This window comes from Janthinobacterium sp. JF4 (assembly GCF_059617925.1).
Window position 1 is genome coordinate 1 of the sequence record NZ_JCAQAV010000021.1, and the last position, 17,005, is coordinate 17,005.

Here is a 17,005-nt window from a genome sequence, read left to right on the forward strand (position 1 = left end):
TCAGCTTACGGCGGGACTTTCACCCACAGGAGTGCGCCCATGCTGGGCGCACCCATAAAAAATGGCCCGCGCAAGGCGGGCCATCTTCAGTTGCGCAAGGCATTGCCTTACTCAACTGCCTTGAGCATATCCTCGATCACCTTCTTGGCGTCGCCAAACACCATCATCGTGTTCGGCTGGTAGAACAGTTCATTGTCCAGGCCCGCATAGCCGGAAGCCATCGAGCGCTTGTTGACGATGATGCTCTTGGCCTTGTAGGCTTCCAGAATCGGCATGCCGGCGATCGGCGATGCCGGGTCCTTCGCCGCCGGGTTGACCACGTCGTTCGCGCCCAGCACCAGCACCACATCGGTCTGGCCGAATTCGCCGTTGATGTCTTCCATCTCGAAGACCTGGTCGTACGGCACTTCCGCCTCGGCCAGCAGCACGTTCATGTGGCCCGGCATGCGCCCCGCCACCGGGTGGATCGCATACTTGACGGTGACACCCTTGTGCGTGAGCTTTTCCACCAGTTCTTTCAACGAGTGCTGCGCGCGCGCCACGGCCAGGCCGTAGCCGGGCACGATGATGACGGTTTCCGCATTGCCCATGATGAAGGCGGCATCGTCGGCCGAACCCGATTTCACGGGACGCTGTTCCTGCGCGCCGGCCACGCCTGCCGCCGGCGCAGCGCCGCCGAAGCCACCGAGGATGACGTTGAAGAACGAGCGGTTCATGGCCTTGCACATGATGTACGACAGGATCGCGCCCGACGAGCCCACGAGCGAACCGGCGATGATCAGCATCGAGTTATTCAGCGAAAAACCGATGCCGGCTGCGGCCCAGCCGGAGTAACTGTTGAGCATCGACACCACCACCGGCATGTCGGCGCCACCGATGGGGATGATGATCAGCACGCCCAGCGCAAAGGCGATGACGGCCATGACGATAAACGGCGTCCAGGCCGGCTCAACCCCGTCGGCGAAGCAGAACACCAGGCCCAGCGCGATCATCACCAGCGCCAGCACCAGGTTGAGCATGTGCTGGCCCTGGAAGCTGACGGGCGCGCCCTGGAACAGGCGGAACTTGTATTTGCCCGACAGCTTGCCGAAGGCGATCACCGAACCGGAGAAGGTGATGGCGCCGACGAAGGTGCCGATGAACAGTTCGAAGCGGTTACCGATGGGCAGCGCCTCGCCCTGTTTGGCGATATTGAAGGCCCACGGTTCCGACACGGCCGCCACGGCGATGCACACGGCCGCCAGGCCGATCAGCGAATGCATGGCTGCCACCAGTTCCGGCATCTTCGTCATTTCCACGGTTTTCGCCAGGTAGGCGCCGATGGCGCCGCCCGTGACGATGCCGATGATGACGAGGGTCAGGCCCATGCCGCCCGTTTGCTGTTCCTGCAGTTTCAGGATCAGCGCCACGGTGGTGACGGCGGCAATGGCCATGCCGCTCATGCCGAAGGCATTGCCGCGGCGCGCCGTCGAGGGCGACGACAGGCCTTTCAAGGCCTGGATGAAGCACACCGAGGCGATCAGGTACATCATCGTCACCAGGTTCATGGTGACGAAGCTCATGGCATGACTCATTCTTTTGCTCCTTGCTTGGCCTTCGGTTCTTTTTTACGGAACATCTCGAGCATGCGCTGCGTGACGAGGAAGCCGCCAAACACGTTGACGGCGGCCAGGGCCACGGCCAGGGTGCCGGCCGCCTGCGCCAGCGGGCCTTGCGTCAGGCCTGCCGCCAGCATGGCGCCGACGATGATGATGGCGGAAATGGCATTGGTGACGGCCATCAGCGGCGTGTGCAGCGCCGGCGTGACGGTCCAGACAACGTGGTAGCCGACATAAATGGCCAGCACGAAGATGATCAGGTTAATGATGGTGTGACTGATTTCCATGATGTTGTTCTCTCCGGCGCCGCGTTATTTACGTAAGATTTCACTGCCTGCACAGACCAGGCTGGCCTTGATGATTTCATCCTCGCGGTCGATCAGCAATTGGTCGTCCTTGTCGATGATGAGCTTTAAGAAGTCCAGCACATTGCGCGCATACAGGGCCGAGGCATCGGCCGCCACCAGGGTCGCCAGGTTCGGCTCGCCCACGATGTACACGCCGTGCTTGACGACCGTTTTGCCCAGCTCGGACAGGGGGCAGTTGCCGCCCTGCTCCACGGCCAGGTCGACGATGACGGAGCCCGGTTTCATGGCTTTCACCGTCTCTTCGGAAATGAGGACGGGCGCGGCGCGGCCGGGGATCAGGGCCGTGGTGATGATGATGTCGGCCAGTTTCGCCCGTTCATGCACCAGCTCGGCCTGGCGCCGCATCCAGTCGGCCGGCATGGCCCGCGCATAGCCGCCCGAGCCCTTGGCGATTTCCTTTTCTTCGTCCGTGAGGAAAGGCACGTCGAGGAACTTGGCGCCCAGGGACTCCACCTGTTCCTTGACGGGCGGGCGCACGTCGGACGCTTCGATCACGGCGCCCAGGCGCTTGGCCGTGGCGATCGCCTGCAAGCCGGCCACGCCCACGCCCATGATCAGCACGCGGGCCGCCTTGACGGTGCCGGCCGCCGTCATCAGCATCGGCATGAAGCGCTGGTAGGTATTCGCCGCCACCAGCACGGCCTTGTAGCCGGCGATGTTCGCCTGCGACGACAGCACGTCCATCGACTGCGCACGCGTGATGCGCGGCACGGCTTCCAGGGCGAAGGCGGACAGGCCGGCCGTGGCCATGGCGGCGATATTGTCCGCGTCAAACGGGTTCAACATGCCGATCAGCACCGTGCCGCTGGCCATCAAGGCCCGTTCACCGGCATCGGGCGCGCGCACCTTGAGCACGATGGCGCAGCCATAGGCTTCCTGGGCGCTGCCAATCTGCGCGCCGGCGGCGGCATACGCATCGTCGGGAATCGAGGCTTGCAAGCCCGCTCCCGACTGCACGACGACTTGATGCTTGGCTGCCAGCTTCTTGACTGTCTCGGGCGTGGCTGCCACCCGCGTTTCACCAGGCCGTGTTTCGGCCGGTATGCCTATCCTCATGATGCCTCCGCTAATTGATAAACTGACTAGAATCTAACACGGAAAGCAGCGCGTTAAACGTTTGTGAACCAGCAACTTTTAGTTGTACGACACTAATTTCACCCCCATCCCCGTATTCGTTTCACCATGCGGCGCGGCGACCATATTGTGGGAAAGGTGTGTCAATCTCACCACAGTCGAGCCTGCGTGTGCGCTTGTTTTGACCACAGGGAAAGCCTATATTAGCGGGCGTTTCCTGCCATCATGCCGACTTAGCCCCCATGCTAGTGCGCTCCCCGGGAAAGACGTAAGTACCTCCCACCGCTATTTGCTAAAACGTTGTCATTTATCAATATGTCCGCGCAACAGAAGGCCGGGTTCAAACCGCGCGCGCAGAACAAGATAAAATGTCGGCTCTTTCAAGGATGGAATCATGCCGAGAATCTGGAAACCCTCTGTCACCGTTGCCGCCATCGTCGAGCGCGACGGCCTGTTTTTACTGATTGAAGAAGAGACCAGCGAAGGCATCAAGCTGAATCAGCCGGCCGGCCACCTCGATCCGTTCGAGTCGCTGGAGCAGGCGGTGATCCGCGAAACGCTGGAAGAAGCGGCTTACGATTTCATTCCTACGGCACTGGTCGGCATGTACATGTCGCGCTATCAGTCACTGCGCACGGGCGAGGACGTGACCTACTTGCGCTTCACCTTTTGCGGCACGGCCGGCGCCGAGCATGACCGCCCGCTGGACGAAGGCATCATCCGCACCCTGTGGATGACGCGCGACGAGCTGGCGGCGTGCCAGGAACGCCATCGCAGCCCGCTGGTGCTGCAGTGCGTGGACGAATACCTGGCTGGCCGGCGCGCGCCGCTGGCCCTGCTGCACACGCATGCGTCCGTTTTCAATAGCGCATAGCAACATTATCTAAAAGTAACTGGAAAGCAAGATGAGCAAGAAGAAAGTCGTTATCGGCATGTCGGGCGGGGTCGATTCCTCGGTCGCGGCATGGATGCTGAAGGAACAAGGCTATGAAGTCATCGGCCTGTTCATGAAAAACTGGGAAGATGACGACGATTCGGAATACTGCTCCACGCGCCAGGACTGGATCGACGCGGCCAGCGTGGCCGACGTCATCGGCGTCGATATCGAAGCCGTCAATTTCGCCTCCGAATACAAGGACCGCGTGTTCGCCGATTTCCTGCGCGAATACCAGGCTGGCCGCACGCCGAACCCGGACGTGCTGTGCAACGCCGAAATCAAGTTCAAGGCCTTCCTCGACCACGCCATGACCCTGGGCGCCGACCTGATCGCCACCGGCCACTACGCGCGCGTGCGCCAGGCGCCCACCGATGCCGGCCGCTACGAACTGCTGAAAGCCGTCGACGCCAGCAAGGACCAAAGTTACTTCCTGCACCGTTTGAACCAGGCGCAACTGTCCAAGACGCTGTTTCCGCTCGGTGAAATCCCGAAGACGCAAGTGCGCAAGATCGCCGAACAGCTGGCCCTGCCGAACGCGCAAAAGAAAGATTCGACGGGCATCTGTTTTATCGGCGAACGCCCGTTCCGCGAATTTTTGAACCGCTACCTGTCCTACAAGCCGGGCCCGATGAAGACGGCCGACGGCAAGACGGTGGGCGAACACGTGGGACTGAGTTTTTATACGCTGGGCCAGCGCAAGGGCATCGGCATCGGCGGCGTGAAGTCGTACCAGAATGCGGATGGCAGCAGCGACGCCTGGTATGTGGCGCGCAAGGATATCGCCAACAATACCCTGTGGGTGGTGCAGGGCCATGACCACCCGTGGCTGCTGTCACCGGCCTTGAGCGCCGACCAGGCCAGCTGGGTCGCCGGCAGCGCGCCGCAAGCGGGCGCCCTGTCCGCCAAGACGCGCTACCGCCAGGCCGACGTGGCGTGCCAGCTGCTGCCCGATGGTGTGGAGAACTTCTCCCTGGCTTTCGACCAGGCGCAATGGGCCGTCACGCCCGGCCAGTCGGCCGTGCTGTACGACGGCGACGTGTGCCTGGGCGGCGGGATTATCGCCAGTTCAACCGGGGTGCTGTAACAATTGTATGCGTAAAGTTCAGTATCAACGCCTGAGAAAATCGTAGCGAGCGGCAGTGAGGCTCGCCGGCCTCAAATCGCGACGCGCAGTAGATTTAATCAGGCGTCCTTCTGAGCGGCGGCCAAGGCTTGCTGCTGCTTGCGCACCATCGCAATGACGGTATTGCGCACGGTTTTCAGGACCGTGTCGGCCATGAAGGGTTTCACGATGAAGCCCGACACGCCCATGGCGTGGGCCGCCTGCAGCGAGGCGGCGTCGATGCCGCCCGAGACCATGAAAATGAGCGTCTTCGGATACTGGGCGCGGATGGTTTGCACCACATTGCTCCCATCTTCCACCTGCTCGCGCGCGATGCACACGAAATGCGGATGGTGCTTGACCAGCAGCGCCAACCCCAGCGCGCTGGTATGCGTCTGCCCGCAGACATCGTAGCCGCCATCGGTCAGGACCGTGTTCAGCAGGCCGCGCGCCACGGCGCTGCTATCGATCAGGACTGTCTTTAACATCATGATTACTTCCCTTGCTTGATTGTTCTTGCCTGGCTCTATTTTTCCCACACGAGCTTGTTCCAGGTCACGCCCAACGTGACATCCGTTTTGAGCGCAACTAACTTTCTTGAAAGATACAGTATTTCCCGCTCTTTTCGCAGGCTTTCGCCCAGCGCACCGGGCAAAATCCCCGCCCCGGCCATCACGGCGTCGATATTGCCGTAAGCGCGCAACAGTTTCGCGCCCGTCTTCAGGCCGATCTTCGACACGCCGGGGATGCTGTCGGTGACGTCGCCCATCAGCGCCAGCAGGTCGGGCAGCAGTTCCGGCGGCACGCCGAACTTTTTCTCGACCCAGGCATGGTCGTGCCAGACCCCCTTGAAGTGATCCCATACCAGCGCGCCGTGCGCGATCAGGCCGTGCAAATCCTTGTCGGTGGTGGCGATGACGGCCGCGCCGCGCCCCTCGTGCAGCCAGCGCATGACGGCCGTGCCGATCACGTCGTCGGCCTCGACCTCGGGAATGCTCACCACGTGCATGCCGAAGCCGGCCAGGGTGGCGTAAAAGCCGGGCAAGGCGTCGCGCAGCACCTGCGGCATGGGCTGACGCCCTTCGCGGTAACCGGCATACAGGGCGTGGCGCCAGGTCGGGCCGCCGAAATCAAAGGCCGGCAGGATGTGCGTCGGCTCGTGGTCGTTGATGAGGGTGCGGAACGACGACAGCGCATGGCGCAGCGCGATCTCCGCCTTCAGGTCGGAATCGGGTTCAGGACTGGCTTCGTAGACGCGGCGTACGATATTCAAGCCGTCGATAGCGAGGAGTCTGGCCATGCGGTAAGTGGATACTGGTTGAATCGGGCATTTTACCGTATGGTTCCCCGCACATCGGCCTTGCATGCCCCTTATTTGGCGAAATCGTAGGGCCCGCCCCGTTCCAGCGCGCGCTGGTAGGCGGGCCGCGCGTGGATGCGCTGCAGGAACGCCGTCAGCTTCGGCAAACGCTCATCGAGCCCGCCGCGCATGGCCGCCGCTTCCAGCGGAAAGCTCATCTGGATGTCGGCCGCCGTGAATTCATTGCCGGCAAACCATTTGGTGCTCTCCAGCTCCGCTTCCATATAGGCCAGCTGGCTGTGGATATTGGGCATGATGAAGCTGCTCTTGACCTTGTTGGCGATGCCGCGCGCAATCGGCTTGACGAAAAACGGCATCGGCGACGATTCGACCTTGTCGAACACCAGCTTCATCAGCAGCGGCGGCATGGCCGAGCCTTCCGCGAAATGCAGCCAGTAGGTCCAGCGCAGCTTCTCCGGCGTGCCCGCCGCCGGGATCAAGCGGCCATTGCCGTAGCGCTCGACCAGATAATCGATGATGGCGCCCGATTCGGCAATCGTGTTGGCGCCATCCGTGATCACGGGCGACTTGCCCAGCGGATGCACGGCCTTCAGCGAGGCGGGCGCCAGCATGGTTGTCGGGTCGCGCTGGTAGCGCTTGACCTCGTAGTCGAGGCCCAGTTCCTCGAGCAGCCAGAGCACGCGCTGCGAACGCGAATTGTTCAGATGGTGGACGACGATCATGGTTTTCCCGTTAGGCGATGGTTGAGTTCCAGTATAGCCGGGACGGCCGGATCGGGTCGGCGCCAGCGGATTGACGAAAAAATTGCGAAAAACAGTAGTTTCAATTGATAACTTTTCAATCTTCCCTTATCTTGTTTTGTTTCCAATAAGTAAGGAATTTCCACGTGCATGTCGATGTCAACAACCCCAGCCCCCAACGCGAAGCCATCACCTTCAGCGCCACCGGCAGCGAATACTTCCGTATCTGGATCGTCAACCTGCTGCTGAGCATCGTCACCCTAGGCATTTACTCGGCCTGGGCCAAGGTGCGCCGCAACCGTTATTTCTATTCGAGCACCCACCTGGCGGGCGGCAGCTTCGAATACCATGGCAACGCCGTGGCCATCCTGAAGGGCCGCATCGCGGCCGTCGTGCTGATCGCCGGCTACAACATCGCCTTCCAGGTTTCGCCCATCGTCGGCCTGCTGATGTTCGTGCTGCTGGCCGCCGTCCTGCCGTGGCTGGTCTGGAAAAGCCTGCAATTCAAGCTGTACAACACCAGCTACCGCGGCATCCGCTTCGGCTTTGACGGCAGCGCCAGGGAAGCCTACAAATACTTCCTGTGGCTGCCCATCCTGAATACCTTCACGGGCGGCCTGATGACGCCGTTCCTGCACCAGCGCCTGAAGCGCTTCCAGCACACGCAAAGCCGTTTCGGCGCCACCCATTTCAGCTTTGACGCCACGGTCGGCAGCTTCTACAAAACCTATCTGCTGTTCTTCGCGCTGCTGCTGGGCGGTTTGCTGGTCCTGATTTTCGTCGTCTTCGGCAGCGTGTTCGCCTCGTTTGCGGCGAATGCGAATGACAGCACCAAGGTTGGCAGCCTGCTGTTTGCCATCGGCGCCTTGTACCTGTGGGCGTTCACCGTGCTGCCGCTGTTCCTGACCATGATCCAGAACCTGATCTGGAACCATACGCGCTTGCAGCAGCACCAGTTCCAGTCGCAGCTGACATGGGGCCGTACCACCTTCGTCATGCTGAGCAATCTGCTGGGCATCGTCGTCACCCTGGGCCTGTTTACGCCATTCGCCCATGTGCGCTGGCTGAAGTACCGCCTGGAAGCGACCTCGATGCTGGTGCATGGCAGCCTGGACGAGTTTGTCGCCGCCACGGGCCAGCAAGTGTCGGCCACGGGTGAAGGCATGGTCGACCTGCTGGACTTCGACCTGTCGCTGTAAGCATGAACGCCAACACGCAAGCCAGCCACGCGCCTCTGGCTGGCCGCTATTTCGACGGCCAGAGTTCGCGCCTGTACCACGTGACGCTGTCCGTGCGCGATGGCGTGGCCGTGCTGGCCGGCGACATCGAGCGCAGCTGCCCGCTGGGCGAGCTGCATGTATCCGAACGCAGCAGCCACGCCGTGCGCAAGGTCAGTTTTCCCGACGGCGCCTACCTGGAGATCGCCGATCAGGCGGCCTTCAACGACATGCTGCACGACACGGGCCACCGCGACGGCTGGGTGGTGCGGCTGCAGCAAAGCTGGCGCGGCGCCCTGCTGGCCACCGTCGCCACCATCGTGGCCCTGTGGCTCAGCTATCAATACCTGCTGCCGCTGGCGGCCAAGGGCATCGCGTATGCCGTGCCGCAGTCGGTCGAACGGCAGCTGGGCCAGGGCGTGCTCGACATGCTGGACCGCCATGTATTCGCACCCAGCCAGCTCGATGGCGGGCGCCAGCAGGCCTTGCGCGCCCAGTTCGCGCGCCTGGCCACGCCCGGCGACAGCACGCCCGTGCACCGCATCGTTTTCCGCAAGAGCAAGATCGGCCCGAACGCGTTTGCCCTGCCGTCCGGCGACATCGTGCTGACGGACGAAATGATCGCATTGCTGCCGGACGACCAGGCCATCATGGGCGTACTGGCGCATGAGCTGGGACATTTGCAGCAGCGCCACCTGACGCGGCGCATCATCCAGACCTCGGCCGTGGGCGCCGGCGCCGCGCTGCTGTTCGGCGACGTCTCGACGGTGGTGGCGACCCTGCCGCCGCTGCTGCTGGACTTGAAGTATTCGCGCGACGTCGAGCGCGACGCGGACGACTACGCGATTGCCATGCTGCGCCAGAACGGCATTGCGCTGGAACACCTGGCGCAAGTGTTTGTCGCCCTGGGCAAGCTGGACGAGGGCACGCCGTATCTGTCGAGCCATCCGGCCAGCGCCGAACGCATAGCCCGCATCCGCGCCGCACAGCGCTAAGCACCTCACGCGGCGCCTCCGGGCGCCGCACTCTTTCCCACCAGCACGTTCCGCGAATCAAAGGTAGACTCGGCTTTATCAGTCTGACTTCACCGGAGTGCCCATGCACCTAGTATCATTTCGCTACCTGACCTTCATTGCGACGGCCGCCATCTTTGTCCTGTCCCTGTTTTACTACGATCATTACTGGCTGCCCCTGCTGGCCGGTGCGCTGACCCTGGTCGGCATCAGCGACCTGCTGCAAACCAAGCGCGCCCTGCGCCGCAACTATCCCATCCTCGCGCACTTCCGCTTCTTTTTTGAGAGCATCCGCCCCGAAATCCGCCAGTATTTCCTGGAAAGCGACAGCGAGGCGACGCCGTTCTCGCGCAGCCAGCGCAGCATCGTCTACCAGCGCGCCAAGGAGCAGACGGACAAGCGCCCGTTCGGCACCCAGATCGACGTGTATGCAGCGGGCTACGAATGGATCAACCACTCCATCGCCCCCGCCAAGGTCACGGGCCACGATTTCCGCATCGACATCGGCAACCATCCGGACTGCCAGCGCGCCAAACCGTATTCGGCCAGCGTCTTCAATATCTCGGCGATGAGCTTTGGCGCCCTGTCGGCCAACGCAATCCTGGCCCTGAACGGCGGCGCGCGCAGCGGCGGCTTCATGCACGACACGGGCGAAGGCAGCATCAGCCCCTACCACCGCGAAAACGGCGGCGACCTGGTATGGGAAATCGGCTCCGGCTACTTCGGCTGCCGCAACCAGGACGGCACGTTTTCCGAGGAGCGCTTCATCGCCAACGCCAGTTCGGAGCAGGTAAAAATGATCGAGCTGAAAATGTCCCAGGGCGCCAAGCCGGGCCACGGCGGCGTGCTGCCAGGGCCAAAAGTGACGATCGAGATCGCCACCACGCGCGGCGTGATGGTGGGCCAGGACTGCGTCTCGCCAGCCGCGCACAGCGCCTTTTCCACGCCACTGGAAATGCTGCACTTTATCGACCGCCTGCGCACGCTCTCCGGCGGCAAGCCGACCGGCTTCAAGCTGGCCATCGGCCACCCGTGGGAGTTTTTCGCCATCGTCAAGGCCATGCTGGAAACGGGCATCACGCCCGACTTCATCGTCGTCGACGGCAGCGAAGGGGGCACGGGTGCCGCCCCCCTGGAATTCACGGACCACGTGGGCACGCCGCTGCAGGAAGCGCTGGTGCTCGTGCATAACACCCTGGTGGGCGCCAACCTGCGCGAGCGCATCAAGATCGGCTGCTCGGGCAAGATCATCACGGCCTTCGACATTGCCCGCCTGCTGGCGCTGGGCGCCGACTGGTGCAATTCGGCGCGCGGCTTCATGTTCGCGCTGGGCTGCATCCAGTCGCAAAGCTGCCACACGGACCGCTGCCCCACGGGCGTGGCCACGCAGGACCCGCAGCGCCAGCGCGCGCTGGTGGTCTCCGACAAGATCGCCCGCGTGGCGCACTTCCACCAGAACACCATGAAGGCGCTGGCCGAACTGATCGCCGCAGCCGGCCTGGCGCATCCGCAGGAACTGCGCCCGCACCACCTGGTGCGGCGCATCTCGCCGAACCAGGTCAAACTGGCCTCGGCCCTGCTGCCCTTCCTGGACGCGGGCCAGTTGCTCGACCCGAGCCAGCTGCCGCAACTGCCGCCCGTGTTCGGCCTGTACTGGCCGAAGGCGCAATCGGCATCATTCCAGCGCCTGGATTGAAGCCGGCGTTGCGCAAGTGGAGCAATACCACTTAATAACCACTTGCGCAAAAATCCAAATCCAATACAATACCAAAACAAGTACAAAACCAAGGCAGCTTTCCGGTGACCGCCACGATGCGCCACCACGGTGCCAGAATACGTATGCCGTCGTCACAATACATACCGGAGGAGTTGCAGCATGGAGCAGGGTTTGCGCGAGAAAGTAGGACAGTTGTTCATGGTGGGCTTCGACGCCCTGCAGGCGGACGAGCATATCAAGACCTTGATACGCGAAAAGAAGGTGGGCGGCGTGATCCTGTTCCGCCGCAACGTGCATACGCCCACGCAAGTGTCAGCCCTGTGCCGCGAACTGCAGGAAATCAATGCGGAAGTGTCAGACATTCCGCTGCTGATCTCCATCGACCAGGAAGGCGGCATGGTGATGCGCATCGAGCAGGGCGTCACGCCGATTCCAGCCGCGATGGCCTTCCAGGCGGCCGGCTCCATCGACGATTGCGAACGCATGAACCAGATCAGCGGCGATGAGATGCGCCAGGTGGGCATCAACCTGCTGCTGGCGCCCGTGCTGGACGTGAACAACAACCGCAACAACCCCGTCATCGGCGTGCGCGCGTATGGCGAGGATGCCGCCACCGTCATCGATTACGGCATGGCAGCCATGCGCGGCCAGCGCGCCAGCGGCATGGCCGTCACCGCCAAGCACTTCCCCGGCCACGGCGACACGGCCACCGACACACACTACGCCATGGCGCTGGTGCCGCACGACAAGGAACGCCTGCGCGCCGTGGAACTGGCGCCCTTCCGCGCGGCCATCGCCGGCGGCGTGGACGCCATCATGACGGCGCACGTGGTCTTCCCCGCCTTCGAAGCCGATACCAGCGTGCCGGCCACCCTGTCGAAAGGCGTGCTGACGGACCTGCTGCGCGGCGAGTTGAAATACCAGGGCGTGGTCATTACCGATTGCCTGGAAATGGCGGCCATCGCCGAAGGCATCGGCATCGCCCAGGGCGCCATCGCCACCTTGCAGGCGGGCGCCGACATCGTCCTCATCTCGCACCGCGAAGCGCAGCAGACGGCCGCCATCGACGCCGTCATCGCCGCCGTGGAGCGGGGCGACATTGCGCTCTCGCGCATCGATGCCGCTTGCGCGCGCGTGGCTGAACTCAAGCGCAACCGCGCCGTGCGCGACTGGCGCGCGCGCCCGCTGACGCCACCGGCGCTGATGCAGCCGGCCGCCATGGCCCTGTCGCAGCTGCTGCAAAAAGCCGCCTTGCGCGTGCAGGGCGACTACCGCCCGCTCGACCCCAGCCTGCCCGTGACCCTGCTGACGGTGGAAGTGCGCTCGCGCAGCGAAATCGACGAAGTGGCGCTGGGCCGCAACAAGGAAGCGCGCAGCTCGATGCTGCCGGCGCTGCTCGAAGCGGGCCTGGACGTGCGCGAGTACGCCTTGTCGGCCGAGGCGCTGGACGACGAGGTCAACGAGGCCATCGCCTTTGCGCATGGCGCGCAGCAGATCGTGCTGCAAACGTATAACGCCATGTTCGTCGACGGACAGCGCCGCCTGGTCGAGGCCCTGCCGCACGATAGACTGTGGCTGGTGGCGGGCCGCCTGCCCTACGACCTGGACCTGGCGCCACACGCGCAAGGCCGCCTGGCCGCCTTCGGCTGCCGCCCGGCTGCGCTGGTGCCGGTGGTGGAAAAACTGGCGGGCAAGGCCTAGGCGCAGTACCGGCGTAAAAAAACCCGCAGCTGCGGGTTTTTTCGTTCAAGGCCGCGTGACAGGCGGCAAGGCCGCCACCGCCAGCAAGGCAAAGGGCCCGAGGAACAGGCCGATGCAGAACCAGAGTCCCCCGTGGCGGCCGCGCCGGCTGGCCAGCAGCCAGGTGGCGACCGCAAACAAAAACATGAAGATCAACAGTATCGCCATTGCCACTCCTTGCCATGCGGAAAACCCAGTGTAGCCCACGGGCGCGCCCATGGCTACACTGAAATTAGCGCTGCACCTGCATCAGGATCACGCGCTTGCTGCTGCCGTCGGCTGGCGGCGTGTTTGACGGCGGCGGCGGGCTGTCGCAGGAGCCGCAGGAACCGCAACCGCTGCCGCAGCCCGGCGCCACCCTGAAGAAGGCCGACAGCTTTGCCTCATCGAGGCCGCAGCGCACCAGGCCACGCACAATGGCGCGGCGCACGCCCGCCGGCAGGTACTTGGTCGAAAAATGCAGCAGCGCGGCTGCGACGATCAGGGCGACGATGAGGGTTTGCCACATGATTTTCTCCTAAGCGCCCAGCATCAGGGCGATGCGGTACGTGATGAACGAAGCGGCATACGCCAGGGCGAACATGTAGCCGGCCATCAGCAGCGGATAGCGCCAGCCGCCCGTCTCGCGTTTCACCACGGAGAGGGTCGACAGGCACTGCGGCGCAAACACATACCAGGCCAGCAGCGACAGCGCGGTGGCCATCGACCACGAATGGGCGATCAGCGGCTCCAGGGTGGTGGCCAGCGCGTCGCCCGTTTGCGACAGGGCGTACACGGTGCCCAGGGCGCCGACGGCCACTTCGCGCGCCGCCATGCCCGGCACCAGCGCGATGCAGATCTGCCAGTTGAAACCGATCGGCGCGAAAATCACTTCCAGGCCGCGGCCCAGGATGCCGGCCAGGCTGTAGTAGATCGGCGGATGGATCGCGTTGTCAGGCGGGCCGGGGAAGGTGCTGAGGAACCACAGAATGATCATCAGGCTCAGGATGATGGTACCGACGCGCGTGAGGAAGATCTTCGCGCGCTCCCACAGGCTGACGGCCAGATTGCGCAGATGCGGCCAGTGATAGGCCGGCAGTTCCAGCATCAGCGGCTGGTTGCCGCGCACGCCCATGCCGCGCTTCATGACCCAGGCCACGGCCATGGCCGAGATGATGCCGGCGAAGTACAGCACGAACAGCACCAGGCCTTGCAGGCTCAGGTAGCCCCATACCTGGCGTTCCGGGATGAAGGCGGCGATGATCAGCGCATACACGGGCAGGCGCGCCGAACACGTCATCAGCGGCGCGATCATGATGGTGACCAGGCGGTCGCGCGGGTTCTGGATGGTGCGCGCCGCCATCACGCCAGGGATGGCGCAGGCAAAGCTCGACAGCAGCGGGATGAAGGCGCGGCCGGACAGGCCCACGCCGCCCATCAGGCGGTCCAGCAGGAAGGCCGCGCGCGGCAGGTAGCCGCAGTCTTCCAGCGCCAGGATAAAGAAGAACAGGATCAGGATCTGCGGCAGGAACACCAGCACGCTGCCGACGCCGCCGATGATGCCTTCCACCAGCAGGCTTTTCAGGTGGCCGTCCGGCATGTTCGCCGTCAGCACGGCGCCCAGGTGGCCCACGCCATCGGTGATCATTTCCATCGGCGTGGCGGCCCAGGCAAACACGGCCTGGAAGATCAGGAACATCAGCACGGCCAGGATGATGGGGCCGAACACGGGGTGCAGCACCACGTCGTCGATTTTCTCCGTCAGGTTGCCACTGTCGCGCGTGTCGTTGCTGACGACGGCCAGGATGCGGCGCACTTCGCGCTGGGTCTCTTCGACGCTGACGGCATCGATGGCCGCCAGCGGTTTCGCGTCCACGGCCGGCAGCGGCAGCATGGCATCGATGGCGTTCAGCAGGGCTTTTTCGCCATCGTGCTGCACCGCCACGGTTTCCACCACGGGCATGCCAAGTTCCTGCGACAGCCTGGCCGTGTCGATCAGCATGCCGCGCTTGCGCGCCACGTCCGTCATGTTCAGCGCCAGCAGCATGGGCAGGCCCAGGCGCTTGACTTCCAGTACCAGGCGCAGATTCAGGCGCAGGTTGGTGGCGTCGACGACGCAGATGATGGCATCCGGACGCGGGTCACCCTGGCGCAGGCCGCCCACCACGTCGCGCGTGATGGCTTCATCGGGCGTGGTGGCCGACAGGCTGTAGGCGCCCGGCAGATCGAGCACGCGCACGGGTTTGCCGGCGGGCGAAGTGAAATGGCCTTCCTTGCGCTCGATGGTCACGCCGGCGTAGTTCGCCACTTTCTGGCGCGCGCCCGTCAAACGGTTGAACAGGGCGGTCTTGCCGCAATTCGGATTGCCCAGCAAGGCAATTTGTGGCGGATGCGGCGGCTTGTGCACGCCCGCATCGGCGATAGTTTCGACAGCACCCATGGTCATTCCGGTTGAAGCAGCGGTTGAATCGTAATCAGCGCCGCTTCGAAGCGGCGCAGTGCGAACGTGGCATTGCCCACCTTGATGGCCAGCGGATCGCCACCGGGAATGCCGCGCTTGAGCATGCGCAGTCGTTCGCCGGGAACGAATCCCAGCTCCATCAGGCGGCGGGCCAGGTCGACGCCGTCCTCCGTCTGTCCTGCCGCGTGGGGCGTGATATGCAACACCGTGCCGCTCTGGCCGACTGCCAGCGCATCGAGCGTCATCAAGGGTGGAACTAGAGTCATGAGCAAATTCCGTTCAAATTAAGAACACCTGATACAGGCTGCGGCGCGGGGCACCTTGCACTGCTCCCAGGTTTGTGAGGTAAAACGCCACTGTTGCGCATTACCGACAAGCGGCCATTCCATCTGTCCAGACGGCGACCGTCCGAGACAATACCAGCATTATAAACATGAATGCGAATAGTTTTTATTTAGCCCGGAGAGCCGCCCCCATCAAGGGCTGCGTCATGCGCGCGAATCGCAGATCAAGCTGCAGCGCCAGGCCGCCAAGGGCCGCACACTTGATCAAAATCGCTTGCATTGTCCTGCACTTTGCGCGACAATGAAACGTAATGATAATGATTCTCATTAAAACACTAGCAACAATGCTTCCCAGCACTAGTGTCTGTTCATCCTCCAGCCAGAAGGTGTATCAATGATTGTATGTGTCTGCAACAACATATCTGATCGTGAAATCCGTCAAGCCGTCGATCTTGGCCTGTCCAGCATGGCCGAACTGCGCCGCGACCTGGGCGTGGCCACCTGCTGCGGCAAATGCCACACCTGCGCGCGGGAAGTGCTGAACGATCACCTGAACGCCACGGTGGTGCTGCAAGAAACCGTATTGATGCGAGCTGTACTGACAAACTAAAGAAAGCGATACACGCCATGACGATGATGCCCCCGCCCGTAACGGTGCAGGCCGTGCCGCAATTTGCCGACTTCGACAAGAAGCGCAACAAATTCGCGCCGCTGATGGCCATCGTCGTCCTGCATATCGCCGGCTTTTACGCCATCCAGAGCGGCCTGTTGAGCCGCGTCGTCACGGCGGCCATGCCGACCATCACCACCATCAGCATCATCGCCCCGCCGGCGCCGCCCAAGCCGCCGGCGCCGTCCGTACCGAAAACCGTGGAATTGAGCGCGCCCGTGCCGCGCGCCGTGATCCCGCCGCTGCCGCTGATCGCCGTGGCGCCGAGCGAACCGACGATCACGCCGCCGCAGCCGACGCGCGCCGAAGCGGCGCCTGTCGCCACCGCCGCGCCAACGGCGCCCGCGGCACCGTCGCCGACACCACCGGCGCCATCGGCGCCGCGCACCGTCAGCAGCGTCGAATACATCAAGGCGCCGCAACTGGTCTACCCGAATCTGTCGCGCCGCCTCGGCGAGTCCGGCACCGTGGTGTTGCGCATCCTGATCAATGAAAAGGGCTTGCCCGAGCAAATCCTGATCCAGAAATCGACCGGCTACAGCAACCTCGATGAAGCAGGCCGCCAGGCCGCGCAGCGCGCGCTGTTCAAGCCGATGATCGAAAACGGCAAGCCCGTCCCCGTGTACGTGCTCGTGCCACTGACCTTCCAACTGAGCTAGCCTTCCGGCGGCCTGCGCGCCGCTGCCAGCCCGCAAGCATCGCACCGTGTGCCTGCTTGCTTTTTTGCGCCCATTTTCGTCAAGCGATTTGCTTGTTTCCGTCTGCCAGCCTACATCCCCGGGCC

At 63.4% G+C, this 17,005-nt stretch carries 18 protein-coding genes; 8 read left to right on the forward strand and 10 right to left on the reverse strand.

The genetic code is table 11. From position 1 onward, the window contains the following. Positions 1 to 107: 107 nt before the first annotated feature. Genes AC54AF_RS16330 through AC54AF_RS16340 form a run of 3 tightly spaced genes read right to left on the reverse strand, consistent with a single transcriptional unit; the run spans position 108 to position 3,022 of the window. Entirely contained in the window at positions 108 to 1,562 is a 1,455-nt protein-coding gene (locus tag AC54AF_RS16330; RefSeq protein WP_131688485.1) for an NAD(P)(+) transhydrogenase (Re/Si-specific) subunit beta, read from the reverse strand. An 8-nt stretch (positions 1,563 to 1,570) separates the two neighbouring features. Beyond that, complete coding sequence (locus tag AC54AF_RS16335) at positions 1,571 to 1,885, reverse strand: NAD(P) transhydrogenase subunit alpha part 2 (protein ID WP_034778841.1); 315 nt, start codon at positions 1,883 to 1,885, stop codon at positions 1,571 to 1,573. A 24-nt stretch (positions 1,886 to 1,909) separates the two neighbouring features. Beyond that, complete coding sequence (locus AC54AF_RS16340) at positions 1,910 to 3,022, reverse strand: Re/Si-specific NAD(P)(+) transhydrogenase subunit alpha (RefSeq protein WP_496637390.1); 1,113 nt, start codon at positions 3,020 to 3,022, stop codon at positions 1,910 to 1,912. A gap of 412 nt (positions 3,023 to 3,434) precedes the next feature. On the opposite strand from AC54AF_RS16340, the gene AC54AF_RS16345 reads away from it, so the two are divergent. Together AC54AF_RS16345 and mnmA are read left to right on the forward strand one after the other, a co-directional pair. Continuing rightward, positions 3,435 to 3,914 (forward strand): NUDIX hydrolase, encoded by a 480-nt coding sequence (locus AC54AF_RS16345; protein WP_010401817.1) that lies wholly within the window; start codon positions 3,435 to 3,437, stop codon positions 3,912 to 3,914. 31 nt (positions 3,915 to 3,945) lie between these two features. After that, positions 3,946 to 5,061 carry a tRNA 2-thiouridine(34) synthase MnmA gene (mnmA, locus tag AC54AF_RS16350; protein WP_496637391.1) on the forward strand — a complete coding sequence of 372 codons (1,116 nt, stop codon included), beginning with the start codon at positions 3,946 to 3,948 and terminating at the stop codon, positions 5,059 to 5,061. A 98-nt stretch (positions 5,062 to 5,159) separates the two neighbouring features. Here mnmA and AC54AF_RS16355 read toward each other — a convergent pair whose 3' ends face one another. The 3 genes from AC54AF_RS16355 to AC54AF_RS16365 all read right to left on the reverse strand — a co-directional run bounded on the left by AC54AF_RS16355 (position 5,160) and on the right by AC54AF_RS16365 (position 7,122). Further along, complete coding sequence (locus AC54AF_RS16355; RefSeq protein WP_152250886.1) at positions 5,160 to 5,567, reverse strand: response regulator; 408 nt, start codon at positions 5,565 to 5,567, stop codon at positions 5,160 to 5,162. A 38-nt stretch (positions 5,568 to 5,605) separates the two neighbouring features. Then, complete coding sequence (locus AC54AF_RS16360) at positions 5,606 to 6,379, reverse strand: 5'-3' exonuclease H3TH domain-containing protein (RefSeq protein WP_131688431.1); 774 nt, start codon at positions 6,377 to 6,379, stop codon at positions 5,606 to 5,608. Between the two features lie 71 nt (positions 6,380 to 6,450). Continuing rightward, complete coding sequence (locus AC54AF_RS16365; RefSeq protein ID WP_496637392.1) at positions 6,451 to 7,122, reverse strand: glutathione S-transferase; 672 nt, start codon at positions 7,120 to 7,122, stop codon at positions 6,451 to 6,453. A 164-nt stretch (positions 7,123 to 7,286) separates the two neighbouring features. Here AC54AF_RS16365 and AC54AF_RS16370 point away from each other — a divergent pair, with 164 nt between their 5' ends. From AC54AF_RS16370 to nagZ, 4 genes are all read left to right on the forward strand, one after another. Next, positions 7,287 to 8,339, forward strand: coding sequence for a YjgN family protein (locus AC54AF_RS16370; RefSeq protein WP_496637393.1), 1,053 nt, complete (start codon positions 7,287 to 7,289; stop codon positions 8,337 to 8,339). 2 nt (positions 8,340 to 8,341) lie between these two features. Beyond that, positions 8,342 to 9,352, forward strand: a complete 1,011-nt coding sequence (locus AC54AF_RS16375) for a M48 family metallopeptidase (protein ID WP_496637394.1) — start codon at positions 8,342 to 8,344, stop codon at positions 9,350 to 9,352. A gap of 103 nt (positions 9,353 to 9,455) precedes the next feature. Continuing rightward, complete coding sequence (locus tag AC54AF_RS16380) at positions 9,456 to 11,066, forward strand: FMN-binding glutamate synthase family protein (protein ID WP_496637395.1); 1,611 nt, start codon at positions 9,456 to 9,458, stop codon at positions 11,064 to 11,066. A 180-nt stretch (positions 11,067 to 11,246) separates the two neighbouring features. Continuing rightward, complete coding sequence (gene nagZ / locus AC54AF_RS16385) at positions 11,247 to 12,788, forward strand: beta-N-acetylhexosaminidase (RefSeq protein ID WP_496637396.1); 1,542 nt, start codon at positions 11,247 to 11,249, stop codon at positions 12,786 to 12,788. Positions 12,789 to 12,833: 45 nt separating this feature from the next. Here nagZ and AC54AF_RS16390 read toward each other — a convergent pair whose 3' ends face one another. From AC54AF_RS16390 to AC54AF_RS16405, 4 genes are all read right to left on the reverse strand, one after another. Further along, a complete protein-coding gene (locus tag AC54AF_RS16390) occupies positions 12,834 to 12,995 on the reverse strand; it encodes a hypothetical protein (RefSeq protein ID WP_496637397.1) in 162 nt (53 codons plus the stop codon). A 64-nt stretch (positions 12,996 to 13,059) separates the two neighbouring features. Then, positions 13,060 to 13,335: a DUF6587 family protein gene (locus AC54AF_RS16395; protein WP_496637398.1), complete on the reverse strand. Its 276-nt coding sequence runs from the start codon at positions 13,333 to 13,335 to the stop codon at positions 13,060 to 13,062. 9 nt (positions 13,336 to 13,344) lie between these two features. Continuing rightward, positions 13,345 to 15,246, reverse strand: a complete 1,902-nt coding sequence (gene feoB, locus AC54AF_RS16400) for a ferrous iron transporter B (protein ID WP_496637399.1) — start codon at positions 15,244 to 15,246, stop codon at positions 13,345 to 13,347. 2 nt (positions 15,247 to 15,248) lie between these two features. Further along, entirely contained in the window at positions 15,249 to 15,533 is a 285-nt protein-coding gene (locus AC54AF_RS16405) for a FeoA family protein (protein ID WP_496637400.1), read from the reverse strand. Positions 15,534 to 15,945: 412 nt separating this feature from the next. On the opposite strand from AC54AF_RS16405, the gene AC54AF_RS16410 reads away from it, so the two are divergent. Both AC54AF_RS16410 and AC54AF_RS16415 read left to right on the forward strand, forming a co-directional pair. Beyond that, positions 15,946 to 16,161, forward strand: a complete 216-nt coding sequence (locus AC54AF_RS16410; RefSeq protein WP_131387646.1) for a (2Fe-2S)-binding protein — start codon at positions 15,946 to 15,948, stop codon at positions 16,159 to 16,161. Between the two features lie 17 nt (positions 16,162 to 16,178). Next, positions 16,179 to 16,880, forward strand: a complete 702-nt coding sequence (locus AC54AF_RS16415) for an energy transducer TonB (protein ID WP_496637401.1) — start codon at positions 16,179 to 16,181, stop codon at positions 16,878 to 16,880. Positions 16,881 to 17,005: the final 125 nt, after the last annotated feature.

What these genes read in the sequence shown, in the direction of transcription:
- AC54AF_RS16415 (WP_496637401.1), top strand. Translation starts at nt 16,179, where the DNA reads ATGACGATGATGCCCCCGCCCGTAACGGTGCAGGCCGTGCCGCAATTT.
- AC54AF_RS16405 (WP_496637400.1), bottom strand. Translation starts at nt 15,533, where the DNA reads ATGACTCTAGTTCCACCCTTGATGACGCTCGATGCGCTGGCAGTCGGC.
- AC54AF_RS16335 (WP_034778841.1), bottom strand. Translation starts at nt 1,885, where the DNA reads ATGGAAATCAGTCACACCATCATTAACCTGATCATCTTCGTGCTGGCC.
- AC54AF_RS16410 (WP_131387646.1), top strand. Translation starts at nt 15,946, where the DNA reads ATGATTGTATGTGTCTGCAACAACATATCTGATCGTGAAATCCGTCAA.
- feoB (WP_496637399.1), bottom strand. Translation starts at nt 15,246, where the DNA reads ATGGGTGCTGTCGAAACTATCGCCGATGCGGGCGTGCACAAGCCGCCG.
- AC54AF_RS16375 (WP_496637394.1), top strand. Translation starts at nt 8,342, where the DNA reads ATGAACGCCAACACGCAAGCCAGCCACGCGCCTCTGGCTGGCCGCTAT.
- AC54AF_RS16380 (WP_496637395.1), top strand. Translation starts at nt 9,456, where the DNA reads ATGCACCTAGTATCATTTCGCTACCTGACCTTCATTGCGACGGCCGCC.
- AC54AF_RS16330 (WP_131688485.1), bottom strand. Translation starts at nt 1,562, where the DNA reads ATGAGCTTCGTCACCATGAACCTGGTGACGATGATGTACCTGATCGCC.
- AC54AF_RS16360 (WP_131688431.1), bottom strand. Translation starts at nt 6,379, where the DNA reads ATGGCCAGACTCCTCGCTATCGACGGCTTGAATATCGTACGCCGCGTC.
- AC54AF_RS16395 (WP_496637398.1), bottom strand. Translation starts at nt 13,335, where the DNA reads ATGTGGCAAACCCTCATCGTCGCCCTGATCGTCGCAGCCGCGCTGCTG.
- AC54AF_RS16355 (WP_152250886.1), bottom strand. Translation starts at nt 5,567, where the DNA reads ATGTTAAAGACAGTCCTGATCGATAGCAGCGCCGTGGCGCGCGGCCTG.
- AC54AF_RS16340 (WP_496637390.1), bottom strand. Translation starts at nt 3,022, where the DNA reads ATGAGGATAGGCATACCGGCCGAAACACGGCCTGGTGAAACGCGGGTG.
- mnmA (WP_496637391.1), top strand. Translation starts at nt 3,946, where the DNA reads ATGAGCAAGAAGAAAGTCGTTATCGGCATGTCGGGCGGGGTCGATTCC.
- AC54AF_RS16390 (WP_496637397.1), bottom strand. Translation starts at nt 12,995, where the DNA reads ATGGCGATACTGTTGATCTTCATGTTTTTGTTTGCGGTCGCCACCTGG.
- nagZ (WP_496637396.1), top strand. Translation starts at nt 11,247, where the DNA reads ATGGAGCAGGGTTTGCGCGAGAAAGTAGGACAGTTGTTCATGGTGGGC.
- AC54AF_RS16345 (WP_010401817.1), top strand. Translation starts at nt 3,435, where the DNA reads ATGCCGAGAATCTGGAAACCCTCTGTCACCGTTGCCGCCATCGTCGAG.
- AC54AF_RS16365 (WP_496637392.1), bottom strand. Translation starts at nt 7,122, where the DNA reads ATGATCGTCGTCCACCATCTGAACAATTCGCGTTCGCAGCGCGTGCTC.